Source organism: Thalassobius sp. Cn5-15 (genome assembly GCF_022347685.1).
Lineage (GTDB): Bacteria > Pseudomonadota > Alphaproteobacteria > Rhodobacterales > Rhodobacteraceae > Thalassobius.
The window spans coordinates 235102-248553 of record NZ_JAKRGF010000003.1 but is presented as its reverse complement, the minus strand read 5'-3'; the positions used below and the strand labels follow the sequence as shown (position 1 = coordinate 248553).

The 13452-nt window shown below is 57.8% G+C and carries 19 protein-coding genes; 8 read left to right on the top strand and 11 right to left on the bottom strand.

Annotated features, from left to right (window positions below; all coding sequences use genetic code 11):
* Nucleotides 1-124: 124 nt before the first annotated feature.
* Together MHM86_RS09350 and trxB are read right to left on the bottom strand one after the other, a co-directional pair.
* Nucleotides 125-460, bottom strand: a complete 336-nt coding sequence (locus tag MHM86_RS09350) for a hypothetical protein (protein ID WP_239198281.1) — start codon at nucleotides 458-460, stop codon at nucleotides 125-127.
* A 5-nt stretch (nucleotides 461-465) separates the two neighbouring features.
* A complete protein-coding gene (gene trxB / locus MHM86_RS09345; protein ID WP_239198278.1) occupies nucleotides 466-1407 on the bottom strand; it encodes a thioredoxin-disulfide reductase in 942 nt (313 codons plus the stop codon).
* Nucleotides 1408-1647: 240 nt separating this feature from the next.
* Here trxB and MHM86_RS09340 point away from each other — a divergent pair, with 240 nt between their 5' ends.
* The gene (locus MHM86_RS09340; RefSeq protein WP_239198275.1) at nucleotides 1648-2148 is read left to right on the top strand and encodes an Lrp/AsnC family transcriptional regulator; all 501 of its coding nucleotides are present in this window, start codon (nucleotides 1648-1650) and stop codon (nucleotides 2146-2148) included.
* Between the two features lie 24 nt (nucleotides 2149-2172).
* On the opposite strand, the gene MHM86_RS09335 is transcribed toward MHM86_RS09340, so the two are convergent.
* The 5 genes from MHM86_RS09335 to lgt all read right to left on the bottom strand — a co-directional run bounded on the left by MHM86_RS09335 (nucleotide 2173) and on the right by lgt (nucleotide 6203).
* Nucleotides 2173-2931: a Hint domain-containing protein gene (locus MHM86_RS09335; RefSeq protein ID WP_239198272.1), complete on the bottom strand. Its 759-nt coding sequence runs from the start codon at nucleotides 2929-2931 to the stop codon at nucleotides 2173-2175.
* A gap of 164 nt (nucleotides 2932-3095) precedes the next feature.
* Nucleotides 3096-3224 carry a hypothetical protein gene (locus MHM86_RS17050; RefSeq protein WP_255723116.1) on the bottom strand — a complete coding sequence of 43 codons (129 nt, stop codon included), beginning with the start codon at nucleotides 3222-3224 and terminating at the stop codon, nucleotides 3096-3098.
* 263 nt (nucleotides 3225-3487) lie between these two features.
* The gene (gene pgeF, locus MHM86_RS09330) at nucleotides 3488-4243 is read right to left on the bottom strand and encodes a peptidoglycan editing factor PgeF (protein ID WP_239198269.1); all 756 of its coding nucleotides are present in this window, start codon (nucleotides 4241-4243) and stop codon (nucleotides 3488-3490) included.
* Nucleotides 4243-5304 carry a class I SAM-dependent methyltransferase gene (locus MHM86_RS09325; protein ID WP_239198266.1) on the bottom strand — a complete coding sequence of 354 codons (1062 nt, stop codon included), beginning with the start codon at nucleotides 5302-5304 and terminating at the stop codon, nucleotides 4243-4245. Before MHM86_RS09325 ends, pgeF begins: the two co-directional genes overlap by 1 nt.
* Nucleotides 5301-6203: a prolipoprotein diacylglyceryl transferase gene (gene lgt, locus MHM86_RS09320; protein WP_239198263.1), complete on the bottom strand. Its 903-nt coding sequence runs from the start codon at nucleotides 6201-6203 to the stop codon at nucleotides 5301-5303. The genes MHM86_RS09325 and lgt overlap by 4 nt, the downstream gene beginning before the upstream one ends.
* Nucleotides 6204-6330: 127 nt before the next feature.
* On the opposite strand from lgt, the gene MHM86_RS09315 reads away from it, so the two are divergent.
* The 6 genes from MHM86_RS09315 (at nucleotide 6331) to MHM86_RS09290 (ending at nucleotide 10769) form a co-directional block, all read left to right on the top strand.
* A complete protein-coding gene (locus MHM86_RS09315) occupies nucleotides 6331-6576 on the top strand; it encodes an accessory factor UbiK family protein (RefSeq protein WP_239198260.1) in 246 nt (81 codons plus the stop codon).
* Between the two features lie 311 nt (nucleotides 6577-6887).
* Nucleotides 6888-7388, top strand: a complete 501-nt coding sequence (locus MHM86_RS09310; RefSeq protein WP_239198257.1) for a YbjN domain-containing protein — start codon at nucleotides 6888-6890, stop codon at nucleotides 7386-7388.
* A gap of 36 nt (nucleotides 7389-7424) precedes the next feature.
* Nucleotides 7425-8240, top strand: coding sequence for a pyrroline-5-carboxylate reductase (gene proC / locus MHM86_RS09305; protein ID WP_239198254.1), 816 nt, complete (start codon nucleotides 7425-7427; stop codon nucleotides 8238-8240).
* Nucleotides 8233-8574, top strand: coding sequence for a tRNA-binding protein (locus MHM86_RS09300; protein ID WP_239198251.1), 342 nt, complete (start codon nucleotides 8233-8235; stop codon nucleotides 8572-8574). Before proC ends, MHM86_RS09300 begins: the two co-directional genes overlap by 8 nt.
* Entirely contained in the window at nucleotides 8574-9554 is a 981-nt protein-coding gene (locus MHM86_RS09295; protein WP_239198248.1) for a D-glycerate dehydrogenase, read from the top strand. Before MHM86_RS09300 ends, MHM86_RS09295 begins: the two co-directional genes overlap by 1 nt.
* Before the next feature lie 93 nt (nucleotides 9555-9647).
* Nucleotides 9648-10769 carry a beta-ketoacyl-ACP synthase III gene (locus tag MHM86_RS09290; RefSeq protein WP_239198245.1) on the top strand — a complete coding sequence of 374 codons (1122 nt, stop codon included), beginning with the start codon at nucleotides 9648-9650 and terminating at the stop codon, nucleotides 10767-10769.
* A gap of 113 nt (nucleotides 10770-10882) precedes the next feature.
* Here the strand turns inward: MHM86_RS09290 and MHM86_RS09285 are convergent, their stop codons facing one another.
* Complete coding sequence (locus MHM86_RS09285; protein WP_239198242.1) at nucleotides 10883-11476, bottom strand: thymidine kinase; 594 nt, start codon at nucleotides 11474-11476, stop codon at nucleotides 10883-10885.
* A gap of 446 nt (nucleotides 11477-11922) precedes the next feature.
* Between MHM86_RS09285 and MHM86_RS09280 the strand changes: the two genes are divergently transcribed.
* Nucleotides 11923-12381 carry a hypothetical protein gene (locus tag MHM86_RS09280; protein ID WP_239198239.1) on the top strand — a complete coding sequence of 153 codons (459 nt, stop codon included), beginning with the start codon at nucleotides 11923-11925 and terminating at the stop codon, nucleotides 12379-12381.
* Nucleotides 12382-12402: 21 nt separating this feature from the next.
* On the opposite strand, the gene MHM86_RS09275 is transcribed toward MHM86_RS09280, so the two are convergent.
* The 3 genes from MHM86_RS09275 to MHM86_RS09265 all read right to left on the bottom strand — a co-directional run bounded on the left by MHM86_RS09275 (nucleotide 12403) and on the right by MHM86_RS09265 (nucleotide 13446).
* Nucleotides 12403-12753 (bottom strand): diacylglycerol kinase, encoded by a 351-nt coding sequence (locus MHM86_RS09275; RefSeq protein WP_239198236.1) that lies wholly within the window; start codon nucleotides 12751-12753, stop codon nucleotides 12403-12405.
* 68 nt (nucleotides 12754-12821) lie between these two features.
* A complete protein-coding gene (locus MHM86_RS09270; RefSeq protein ID WP_239198233.1) occupies nucleotides 12822-13115 on the bottom strand; it encodes a DUF6455 family protein in 294 nt (97 codons plus the stop codon).
* Nucleotides 13116-13185: 70 nt separating this feature from the next.
* The gene (locus tag MHM86_RS09265) at nucleotides 13186-13446 is read right to left on the bottom strand and encodes a DUF6455 family protein (protein WP_239198230.1); all 261 of its coding nucleotides are present in this window, start codon (nucleotides 13444-13446) and stop codon (nucleotides 13186-13188) included.
* Nucleotides 13447-13452 lie beyond the last annotated feature (6 nt).

Genomic DNA, 13452 nt, shown 5'->3' with positions numbered 1-13452 from the left:
GGGTGAACGCATCGCATAGACCTGCGGCGCAACAAAGAACAAAATGTGCAATTTTCAGGGTAAAAGGTCAGTTAAGGCAGGTTTCCCACACCTATTTGCAGGTGTGGGACAGTATTCTGACAAATCAGTCTGCGGCAAAACCCCAGCCATCGGGGGTGAAACCTTTTTCAATCGCAACGCGCGTTGCCAGCTCTTCGATCATCCAGATGGATGAGGCAGACAGCGGCTGATCCTCCATCACAGCGACCAAAGCGGCTGGATCATCACCATCAGCGTCAATCCATTCGCAGGCAAAGCCCAAATCGGCCAGCGCATTGGCCAGCGGTTGCCAGTCCAGCGCAGGTTTTGCAGGCAGGAAGAACAACTCCAGGTCCGCAACATCCGGTAGGGTGTTGGCTGCCTGCAAATCAGAAAAGGCCGAGAGTGTCTCGGCCTTCTGTTGTGCGTAATCATGCGCCACGGCGCTTACTCCTGCTCGGCAAGGAAGCGTTCTGCATCCAGCGCCGCCATACAGCCCATCCCAGCCGAGGTCACAGCCTGACGGTATTTGTGATCGGTCAGATCGCCCGCAGCAAAGATGCCGGGGATGGAAGTTTCTGTGGTGCCCGGGGTCACCTGAACGTAGCCGCCGTTGTGCAGTTCCAGCACATCTTTCACCAATTCGTTTGCCGGTGCGTGGCCGATGGCGATGAAGACACCTTTACACGGCACTTCCGAAATCTCGCCGGTTTGGGTGTGTTTCACCTTTACGCCGGTGACGCCTTTTGGATTGTCGTCACCGACAACCTCTTCCAGTTCATGGAACCAGAGTGTTTCGATCTTTTCGTTCTTCATCAGGCGGTCCTGCAGGATCTTTTCTGCGCGCAGTTCATCGCGGCGGTGGATCAGCGTCACCTTGGAGGCAAAGTTCGTCAGGAACAGTGCCTCTTCGACAGCGGTGTTGCCGCCGCCGACCACGACGATTTCCTGACCGCGGTAAAAGAAGCCGTCACAGGTCGCACAGGCCGAAACGCCGAAACCCTTGAAGGCTTCTTCGCTTTCCAGACCCAGCCATTTGGCACGCGCGCCGGTGGCCAGAATGACCGCATCTGCCGTGTAGACCGTGCCGCTGTCACTCTTGGCGATGAAGGGTCGGGTGCTGGTGTCCAGATCGGTGATGATGTCGCCGATCACCTCAGTGCCCATGGCGCGGGCGTGTTCTTCCATCTTCATCATCAGTTCAGGGCCCTGCACCTCAACGAAGGAGGGGTAATTTTCCACCTCAGTCGTTGTGGTCAGCTGCCCGCCCGGCTCAATACCTTGAACCAGAATTGGCGACAGCATGGCGCGGGCGGCGTAAACGCCTGCGGTATAGCCCGCCGGACCCGATCCGATGATCAGTACCTTGGTGTGACGTGTTTCGGCCATGTCTGGGCCCTCTCGTATCAATAATTCAGTCCCAAACGCATATAGACAAGGCACCCTCACCAGAAAACCCCCCTGTCGCACAATGTCGGGGGTGGGGCGATCAAATCGACGAAAGCGCCAGAATGCACGCTGTTAGCGCAGGAACTTTCAAAGATTCGCAAAGGCGTGTCTGAGTGCGCGAAATAATGTTGCGCGTGTTTTGGCGAGTGATATAAGAAAGCCATCAAAGGAGAGTGCTTTATGTCTGCTGCGCGGCTGGATCCGATCGACCGTAAAATTCTGGCTGAATTGCAGGCAGATGGCCGCATGACCAATGTTGAATTGGCCAAGCGGGTTGGCATCTCTGCGCCGCCGTGCCTGCGCCGTGTGCGCACGTTGGAGGAAGCGGGCTATATCAAAGGCTACCACGCAGAGGTGGATTCGCGGGAACTGGGCTTTGAGGTTCAGGTCTACGCGATGGTCGGTCTGCAGTCACAGGCCGAAAGTGATCTAAGCGAATTTGAAGCGCGCTGCCGCGACTGGCCGCTGGTCCGTGAATGCAATATGCTGAATGGCGAGGTGGACTTCATCCTGAAATGCGTAGCGCCGGATCTCAGCACGTTTCAGTCGTTCCTTACCGGTGATCTGCTGAAGGCGTCGAATGTGGCGTCGGTCAAAACTTCGCTGGTGATCCGCAGCGCCAAGGATGAACCCGGTGTGCCTTTCGAGGTGCTGGAAGAACGCCTGAGCCGTCTGGCTTAAAGCGTTTCGCGGTTTTCCAGAAATTTAAGCCCAATGCAGATCCGCGTCCCGTGACGCGGATTTTTCGTTGCGCAGGGCAGGACCGAAATCCTCTGGTCGCTTGATGTGCGGGAAGAAGGACATGAACAGCTGTTTCATGTTCGGACCCAGCAGTCGCACCCGTTCCAGTGGCGGATGGTAGCTGGCCAGTTGCACCCCGTTTGCAATTAGTCCGCATTGGCGCGGTAGCATCAGGTGAAACACTTGCACGCTGGAAGGTGGGGAGGTGTGGAATACCGTGTGATCATCAATAAGAGCCGTCACGGGGGTGAGGTTCGGTGCGCCGCCGGTCGGTGCCGGGCGCACGATTTCAGCCGCAGGGCCCAGCATAAGGTCCGCCTCTGGCCGGGCAAACCCGAAGGACCCCTGCATCACCCGCGCCAGTTGCTGGCTTTCGGGGTGGTTTGTTGGGGTGTTCGGCACGATGTTCATCATCCCACGCCACAGCAGCGGCTGCAGCCCATGATCAACGGTGTCCAGCGCCATGCCGGGCATCAGATCCTCTACCGGACAGGGGCCCTGGTTGGTTTTGAATACGGTGCCACGGGCAAAAGCGGAAAAGGCCGCCTCAAACAGGGGCAGCGCGGGGGCGATCAATGTGTTGGTGGTCTGTTCGGTCAGGCATTCATAGCGGCGCATCAGCGGCGGCTTCTTGGGCTTGGCGTGCGGTTTCAGAATGCGGGATTTTGCGGCAAGCGACGTTGAAGGCGGGCGGATTAGTGCCGAAGGGGTGAGACTATTCAAAACAAAAACTCTTTAACTGGAGGTCTCATGCGACAACTGCGCCGCAGATCCTGAGGGGAAGAGACCGCCCCAATACGGGGCGGCCCTTTACTTGGTTACTGACATCACTCGTTACGAAAACTTGCGCAGGAGAGATGGTGGTCAGGTCTTGGGAGACGCAGGGGTTATGCGGCTTTCTTGGAAGCTGGTTTCTGTGCCGAGGCAGTGGCCTTGCGCGCAGCCCATGGCAGGGTTGGCAGGTCAGTCTGCGACGTGGCGATCACGGATTTCATCCAGCGTTTCTGACGTTTCATCTTGGGTACTCCTGCTCACTCAAATCTCTGATGGTGCGGCTTGGTGCGCGCCTTGGTTGATCCCAATATGGCGATCCATTTGGGCCAATATGGGGCAGGGATTGCGGGAAATGGGGCGATTGTGTGATCGGGCTTCGCTCCTGTGGATTTCTGTCGAGAGCGTTGAAATCGAAGCGAAAAACGGCATTGCGCCTTAAATGGGAGGCATGTCATATGGCCAAATTGTGGTGTGATCTTTGCGCCTGTCGGTGCAATGTCCTGAATCAGAGTCTAATACAGGAGATTAAACGCCCATAGTCCGCCTGTTCGCGGTGCGTGGACAGGCGATATGAATAGAATCGCATTGGGTCACTATAGGTGCAATGACCGGACCACGCAGCCTGACCGACGCCAGCAGCGCGCAGTTTGGCCAGACCGAAGGCAGGCAGGTCAAACTGATAACGGTCACCGTCACCGGGGGCGAAGAAGCGAGCGTTGGCGGGGTCCTGTGCGATGAACTGTTCACGCAGCTCTGGCCCGACCTCATAGGCACGCTGGCTGATACAGGGACCAACCACAGCATGGATGTTGTCGCGCTTGGCGCCGAGACTTTCCATCGCGGCGACGGTGTTTTCTAGTACACCCTCAACCGCCCCGCGCCAGCCTGCGTGCGCCGCTCCGATGACGCCTGCGGTGGCATCGCGGAACAACACCGGCTGGCAATCGGCGGTCAGGATCCCCAGTGTCAGGCCGGGGGTTGCGGTGACGATGCCATCTGCCTGCGGGCGTTCGCCCAGCGGGCCATCCACAACGGCGACATCAGCCGAATGCACCTGATGCACCGTCACCAGATGGCTGAGAGGCACCTCCATCGCCTCTGCCACGCGGGTGCGGTTGATCTTGACAATCTCAGCCTGATCGCTGGAGCCTTGACCGCAGTTCAGCCCCTCAAACACGCCCGAAGATGCGCCGCCACGGCGTGTGAAAAAACCATGCGGCATCGGAGCCAGCAGGTCAGAGGTCAGGATGTCCAGTGTCATTATTCAAATCCTGGTAGGGGTGCATGTGTAGCCGGATAAAGACCCAGCACCTTAAAGAGCGTCCCCATTTCATCAGGGTGCGTCAAGCGGCGATGTGCAGCGATCAGATCATCAAGCGTGCCCCCTGCGGCACGCGTTGCCAGTGCTTGCGCCCGCTCGGTAATGCCGAGGCGTTCCAGAAAAACGCCCTGAGGGGTCAGGGGGGTATGGGCTGCAGGGGCGGCGGCGCGGGCCAGTGTTTCAAAATCCACGTGGGCCGTTAGGTCCGCCTCACCGGGGCCTGCAAGCGGGTTCACCTTTTGGTGTGCTTTCACCGCCTGAAGCGTGTCGCCCTTGCTGCGCCAGTCGCCATAGTCGAAAATCAGCGCCACGCCGCCGTGTTCTGCGATTCGGCGACCCAACTCGGACGCCAGTGGTGCGGCGGGGGCACAGACCTCGACCATGTCGCCTGTTTCTGTATCGCCCAGACGGTGCTCCAATGTCGCAATTGGCGCGATGCCGCCAAGGGCAAAACCCAGATCACCATCCTGTGCGATCACACGTTTTTCGCGCCAGCCCTCGCCATCGCGGATGAACTGGCGGATCGGTAGGGCGTCGAAAAACTCGTTGGCAACAAACCACAGTGGCGCCTCCGGGAGGTCTGCAATGCTGTCGTGAAACGTGACGTTGTAGCCTGCCAGCGCCTCTTGTTGCTTGGCGCGCAGAACCGGCGATGCCTCGACCAAATGTAGGGTCAGCGCGGCATGAAACCCCGGCACCGCGCGTGTGGCGCGCAGGATATCGGCCATCAGCGTGCCGCGTCCCGGTCCAGCCTCTGCCAGCACGATCTGATCCGGGGCGCCTTGATGCAGCCAGCTTTGCGCCAATACCAGACCGACCAACTCGCCAAACATCTGGCTAATTTCCGGCGCAGTGGTGAAATCGCCCGTAGCGCCCAAGGGATCGCGGGTTGTGTAATAGCCAAGGGTCGGGTGCAGTAGGCATTCCGCCATGAAATCAGCGACCGTCAGCGGGCCGCTGTCGTTGATCCGCTCCAACAGCTGCCCCAGCATTGCACTCATGCGGTGGCCTCTTTGCGGGCGCGTCCACGGGCCCAAACCATGATCGCGATCCCGCCGAGCAGCATCGGCAGCGACAACAGTTGTCCCATGCTGATGCCCGCGGCTCCGAACTGGATCACATAACCCATCGGGTTATCGATTGTGATGAACTGGTCGTCAGCCTGACGGAAAAATTCGACGATAAAGCGCGACAGGCCATAGCCTGCCACAAACAGCCCCATCAATTGTCCCGGCACTTTTAGCGCCCCGCGGCGGAAGGCGAGGATCAACAAGAGCGTGCCGAGGATTAACCCCTCCAGCGCTGCCTCGTATAGCTGTGACGGGTGACGTGCGCAGAGCCCGATAATACCCTCACAGGTTTGTGCAGATGGACCGGGGAATGCGACGCCCCACGGCAGGTCTGTCGGACGGCCCCACAGCTCTCCATTGATGAAGTTGGCCACGCGGCCCAGAAACAGACCTGTCGGCACCGCCAATGCCAGACTGTCACCGAGGCTGAGGCGATTGACCCCTTGTCTTCCAGCCCAGATCCATGCGGCGACGACCACGCCAAGGAAGCCACCATGAAACGCCATGCCACCTTGCCAGACCATCAGAATTTCACTGGGATTTTCGACATAATAGCTGGGCCGATAAAACAGCACATAACCCAGACGTCCCCCAAAAATGACACCAAGGATAATCCACGTCAGCAGATCTTCGACTTGCGGTTTGGTCATCGGGGCTGTGTTCCCGGGCCATAGCTGTGGCCGCGACACCGCCATGTTGATCAGCTTCCATCCGGCCAGAATGCCGACAATATAGGCCAGGGCATACCAGCGCAGTGCGAAGGTGATACCGAAGAGCGAGATGGAAAAAATCTCGGGCGAGAGGTTGGGGAAGTGGATCATTGCCTGCATGGTGGTATCTGTGCCTCTGGGCGTGGTGCGAAGTCAACCTTGTGAAGCGTCGCGTTCCGCCCCATATAGGGAGAAATTCTATCCGTCCCATATTCATGAGGGACAATTGGTAACGGTGGAGAGCCAGATGCAGACCCGCAACAAGTTTCTTGATGATATGTCGCAACTGATGACCAACGCGATGGGCGTGGCCCAAGGCGCGAAGGACGAAGCAGAAAACGCGATGAAAAGCATGCTGGACCGCTGGCTGGCAGACCGTGATTTCGTCACCCGCGAAGAGTTCGACGCCGTGCGCGCCATGGCGCAGAAAGCGCGTGAAGAGAACGAGGCGCTGAAAGCCCGCCTTGATGCGTTGGACGCGACGCAGACGTAAACGCTGCTGATCTGGCGTTAATATTTAGGGCGCTTCCGGAGTTTCGGGGGCGCCTTCGGTTTGTTCAACCGGCGGGTCCTTGCCTAAATACCCACAGCTTATCGCGCTTAGATTCAATTCATCCACAACTTATTGCGGTTATCCCCAAGTGTGGGGGTTTACAGGATTCACCATCGCAGGCACCATATCTTGTAAGGTCGGGGGATATTCACCGATCATTTAGAACAGGCGACAAACGATAGAGGCTCTGCCAGGTCTCGCAGCGAAAACGCTGAGGTTTGCATGCCGGGGCAAGAGCATGAGGTGACAAGATGGCTTTGACAGAGCAGTTCATCGGTGAAGACCTGCATCCGATCGACCTCGTTGAGTATATCGCGGAACATCATCAGTGGGATTTCGACCGGATCGGTGAGGATCAGATCGCTATGGCCGTCGAAGGCCAGTGGCGCACCTACACTCTGACCCTCGCGTGGTCGGAACAGGAAGAGGCGCTGCGCCTTATCTGCACGTTCGAGATGGAACCGCCCAAAGACAAGCTGCCTGCCGTTTATGAAATGTTGAATGCGATCAATGATCAGATCTGGTCCGGTAGCTTCACCTTCTGGGAAGAGCAGAATCTCATGGTCTTCCGCTATGGTCTGCTCTTGGCGGGTGGTCAGGATGCCAGCGCCGAACAGGTAGATATGATGATCGGTGCCGCCGTGGCGAACGCTGAACGCTATTACCCTGCGCTGCAGCTGTTGGTCTGGGGCGGACGGTCGCCGCAGGAAGCGATTCAAGTCGCCATTGCAGAGGCGTACGGGCGCGCGTAACACTTTGCCCCATGACATCTGATCAAAGGGGCAATCATGGATATGAAGCATCTGGCCGATAAGGGCCTTGTACTCTTGGGCTGTGGCAAAATGGGGTCGGCTATGCTGGCCGGCTGGCTGAAGGATGGTCTGCCTGCCGCTTCGGTCTTCGTACTTGACCCCTATCCGTCGGATTGGTTGCTGACCACGAACGTTCATATAAACACTGACCTGCCCACAGATCCTGCAATCGTTCTGGTCGCGGTGAAACCCCAGATGATGGGTGAGGCGCTGCCAGTGATGGCGGCGATGGGTAACGGCGATACGGTCTTTGTCTCGGTCGCCGCAGGCACTCCGATTGCACAGTTTGAGGACGTGCTGGGCGGCCAAACCCCGATCGTACGCGCGATGCCCAACACCCCTGCCGCCATTGGCCGGGGGATCACCGCAATCATTGGCAACCGCCATGTCAGCGATGCTGCCCTTGATCTGGCCGACCAGCTGCTGGCCGCCATTGGCCAGGTGGTGCGTCTGGAAACCGAGGATCAGATTGATGCAGTAACTGGCGTTTCTGGCTCCGGTCCCGCGTATGTCTTTCATTTGATCGAGACGCTGGCACAGGCGGGTGAGGCACAGGGTCTGTCGGCTGATTTGGCGATGCAACTGGCCAAGGCCACGGTCGGCGGCGCAGGCGCTTTGGCCGAGGTGGCGGAGGAAGATCCGACACAGCTGCGCATCAACGTGACCAGCCCCAACGGCACCACGCAGGCCGCGCTGGAGGTGTTGATGGACGAAGGTAGAGGTTTCCCCAATCTGCTGGACCGCGCAGTTGCTGCAGCGGTGACCCGATCAAAGGAGCTGGCCCGTGGCTGATGAGATCACGTTTGACGACTTCCTCAAGGTTGATATTCGCGCCGGTCGCGTGACCCGCGCCGAACCCTATCCAGAGGCGCGCAAACCTGCGATCAAGATGTGGATCGATTTCGGTTCTGAGATTGGGGAGAAGAAGACATCAGCGCAGGTCACTGCGCACTACACGCCAGAGGCGCTGGTCGGCAAACAGGTGATGGCAGTGGTGAACTTCCCGCCGCGCCAGATCGGGCGCTTCATGTCAGAGGTGCTGGTTCTGGGAGTGTCGGATGCGGAAGGCGGCATTGTGCTATTGTCACCGGATCATGATGTGCCGCTTGGCGGGAGGATGCACTGATGACCGCTGCAGGCCGCGCCCGTGCCACGCCGCCCCGTGTGTTGATCGCCCGTCCGATGCCTGCTGCCGTGCGTGCGCGGGCAGAGGAATTGTTTCATGTGGAATGGCGCGACAGCAATGATCCGATGAGTGGCGCTGAAATGCGTTCGGCACTGGCGCTTTATGATGGGATCATGGTCACCCTTGGCGATCGTTTCACGGCAGAGATCTTTGCCGAATTTGGCCGCCCCCGTTGCCGCATTCTGGCAAATTTCGGCGTTGGGTATAATCATATCGACATAGACGCAGCCCGCGCACATGGCATCACCGTGACCAATACGCCGGGGGCTGTGACGGACGCCACTGCGGATGTGGCGATGACGTTGATGTTGATGTCTGCCCGCCGCGCCGGTGAAGGTGAACGTCTGGTTCGGTCAGGCGCGTGGACGGGATGGCATCCAACCCAGATGCTGGGCCTGCATGTCAGCGGCAAAACTGTCGGGATCATTGGAATGGGTCGCATCGGCCAGGCGATTGCGCGTCGCTGTCACTATGGGTTCGGCATGGATGTGATTTATGCCAACCGCTCAACCAAGGCTGTGGACTTCCCCGCGCAGCAAATGTCTGTGACGGAGGTGGCGGCGCAGGCAGATGTGGTTATCGTCGCAGTGCCCGGTGGGGCAGACACACACCATATGATCGGGGCAGATGTCTTCGCAGCTATGCAGTCCCACGCGCATTTCATCAACATTGCCCGTGGTGACGTGGTGCAGGAGGCGGCACTGATCGCAGCGCTGAAACAGGGCCAGATCGCCGGCGCGGGTCTGGATGTCTATGAATTCGAGCCAAAGGTGCCAGAGGTCCTACGTCAGATGGACAACGTTACCTTGTTGCCACATCTGGGCACCGCCGCCGAAGAGGTGCGCAGTGATATGGGGTTGATGGCGCTAGACAATTTAGAGGCGTATTTTAGTGATCGCACGCCCAGTAATAGTGTTTGATTCACTGGAAACGGCGTAGATTTCCCTAGCGGTAACTCTTGACCATTTGCTGCCGTTGAGGTGATCTGTAGCCCAGTTTTTTCGGGGGATCTTATGTATACGCCAGCCATCACCGGAAGCGGGGTTTTCACCCCGCCCAACGTCATTACCAATGACGAACTTGTTGAGAGCTTCAATGCTTACGTTGACCTCTACAACGCTGAAAATGCCGAAGCGATCGCAGCTGGCGAGGTGGAAGCCAAGGCCCATTCCTCGAGCGAGTTTATCTTCAAAGCCTCGGGTATCGAACAGCGCTACGTGTTGGATAAAGAGGGCGTGCTGGATCCAACCCGTATGTATCCAAAATTCCGTCAGCGCAGTGATGATGAACCCGGTCTGATGACCGAAATTGCCATGGACGCCTGCAACAAGGCGTTGGCCGCTGCAGGGCGCGTCGGTGCTGACGTCGATTTGGTGATTTGTGCCTGTTCTAACATGGAACGTGCCTATCCGGCGATCGCGATAGAGATTCAGCAGGCGCTGGGCGCGGGCGGTTTCGGCTTTGACATGAATGTCGCCTGTTCCTCCGCGACCTTTGGCATCCAGGCGGCAGCGGATATGGTGCGCTCTGGTTCCGTGAAATGCGCGATTGTTGTGAACCCGGAAGTGACCTCCGGCCATTTGGAATGGCGCGACCGTGATTGTCACTTTATCTTCGGTGATGTGGCGACCGCTGTGGTGATCGAACGCGCCGAGGATGCGCAGGGTGACCATTTTATTGTCCATTCGACCCGCTGTGCGACCGAGTTTTCAAACAACATCCGCAACAACCTCGGCTTCCTGCGTCGCAACCGTCCAGATGGATTGGCGGAACGTCGTGATATGCAATTCATGCAAAACGGCCGCAAGGTGTTCAAAGAAGTGGTACCGATGGTGGCAGCTCACATTCACGAACACATGACCGAAGAGGGCCGCAAGCCTGAGGATCTGCGCCGTATGTGGCTGCATCAGGCGAACAAGAGCATGAACGATTTCATTGGCCGTAAGGTGCTGGGCCGCATGCCGGAAGAGGGGGAACAGCCCAACATTCTGCAGGATTACGCTAACACCTCGTCGGCGGGGTCGATCATCGCGTTTTCGAAATACTCTGATGATATGGAAAAGGGCGATGTCGGCCTGATCTGTTCGTTTGGCGCGGGCTATTCGGTTGGATCGGTGATCATCGAAAAAGCCTGACGTAAAAGTTTGATGAGTGACCAGAAACGGAGCTCTGGCAGTGCCGTTTTGGTTTTGGAGACGTGCAGATTGGTGCTGGTGTGTGGCTGCGTTTTCTGGGATCAGAAAATGCCTCATCCCACAATTGGTTCGCCATTCATCGCGGCGCGCCAGTGGCGACGGCAGAGGCTGACGTAGGTTTCATTGCCACCGATCTGAACCTGGGCGCCTTCATGCAGGGCCTTACCGTCAGATCCCATGCGCACCACCATCGTTGCCTTCTTGCCGCAATGGCAAATAGTGCGCACTTCACGCATTTCGTCGGCCAATGCTAGGAGGGCGGCGGATCCCGGAAACAGCTCACCGCGGAAATCGACGCGCAAGCCGTAGCACATCACAGGTACCTTTAGATCATCGACCACGCGCGCCAGCTGCCAGACCTGATCTTTTTCCAGAAACTGCGCCTCGTCGATAAAGATACACGCGACCTTCTGTTCCAACAGCCTGCAGGACAGTTTTACATAAAGATCTTCGCCCGGTGCAAATGTGTCCGCCTTATCGCTGATGCCGATGCGGCTCGCGATACAGCCTTCGCCGGCGCGATTGTCAAATTGCGCGGTCATCAGATAAGTCTGCATCCCACGTTCGCGGTAGTTGTGCGACGCCTGCAAAAGCACTGTCGATTTGCCCGCATTCATGGTGGAGTAGTTGAAGTAGAGCTTGGCCATGTCAGGTTCTATCGCCGCCCACGGGCACGGTTTCAAGCGGCTTTTCAAGCTGGCTGTGAAGCCGCTTGCGGAACCGTGGCATGGCAGACCCATATCGCAGAGAAATTTCGATATATTCGGGCCTGCCAGATCAGGGATGGGACGTTGCCCCAATGGGGATGGCCCCTGATCTTTTGCCAATACACACCACCACTCTCTTGGACGGGAGAGGGGACACTGATTACTCAGGCAGCACTAAACTCAAATAAACAGCTACCACTGGTTACGCACGCCAGCCGGCCCACCGCTGCATAAATCCCCCCGAGGGCGGGGCTTAATGCCCCAGCACGACCGCCTTGCGTGGTTTTATAAATGACAAAATCCAGCGGGCGGTTTAATGGGAAAGGAAGTTTGGTTTTCCCCGGGGGTGTGTGACGGCACGCATCACGGGCAGTAAAGGGGCAATCATGTCAGTCGTTTCCGGGTATCTGAAGAAACACACCGAAGCCTTGGTCAAGGATGTCGGCATCGAAGCAGCCTGCCAGTTGACCGGCAAATCCAAGGCCACGTTGGGACGCTATTATTCGGATCACGCTGAACATGCGGATCGTTTTATGCCAGTGGATGCAGTGGCTGCACTGGAAGAGGCGGCGTCCTTCCCACATGTCACCAGCGCGCTGGCAGATCTGAAGGGCATTACCCTGTCGATGAATGATGAACGTCGCAATTCCGAAGGGTCGGGTGGCATCAACGCTGACGTGATCTTGTTGAGTCAGCGTTTTGCGATGTTGATGGCGGAATACAATCAGTCGATCGAAGACGGTGTGATCAGTATCAACGAGGCCAAGCGTATGTTGCGAGAAACCCTTGCTCTGCAGCAGGTTCTGATCAAGATGAAGCTGCACCTCGAAGAAGAGAGCGTCTGATCTGGCAAGTGGGTTAGCGCGCTAGCCCCACAGCACCACAATCCAAGCCACACCAGTGGCAATCGCAGCGACCGCAACCGCGGCAGATCCCGCGTCTTTGGCTTGTTTAGCCAGTTCATGGTGATCGGTTGATATATAGTCCACCACCCGTTCAATCGCGGAGTTCACCAGTTCCATCGCCAGCACCAAAAGCCCCAGCGCAAGGATCAGCGCCCGTTCAACAGGACTGAGGGAGAGGGTCAGTGCCATTGCGGCTGAGGCCAGATTAGCCCAGACCCAGCTGCGGAAAGAATGTTCGGTGCGCCAACTGTCCAGCCAACCGGCCCAGCTCCAGATGCAGCGATGTTTCAGGCGAACAAAAAAGTTGGTCATTGGATCCTCCGCCCCGATTTATGCTGTCGGGGCAAAGGGATGGTCAAGGCGCAAAAGCGTCTGTGCGTTTAATCCTGCAGCGCACTTGCGGCTTTGGTTTCTGACTGAGTTTCAGCGCTCAGCCTGAGCAGAAGCGCCCGGTTCTTGCAATAATCCGGTGGCTGATCAGTTTCGATGAGACGCTCTACCCATTGGCGGCAGGCCGCGTCATGAGGGCATTGCGCGCAGCGCATCAGGGCATCACGGTATTCAGCAGCCCCATAGGGGTCACGGTCTATCCGGCTCTGCCAATTGATACCCAGACGTTGTGCCAGTCTGGGCATCAGGTCCACCGTGCGGACCAGTCGGTCAAAGAAGCTCATTGGGGGTCCTGAGTATCTGTGAGGTTCTATTGGTATGGTTTGTTGGGCGCGGGGCCTTGGTGTGGGGTGGTTAGTGTTTCAGTCGTGCGATCTCTCCGGCGTTGAGGCAATGCGCGGGTGGGGTGTGATGGGACGGGCTTTGCGAAAGCCACTCCTGACAGGCTGTTGCCTGATGACATTGCCGGCAGCGTGTCACCATTTCCGCGTAACCCTGCGGTGTCAAATCGCCTTCGGCCATGGCTTCGCTCAGATTAACGCCTACCGCGCGGGCAACCGACCGGTTGAGCCAGAAATGCAGTTCAGGGCAGCCCAGTGTTGTGCGGTGTCCCATCTGATC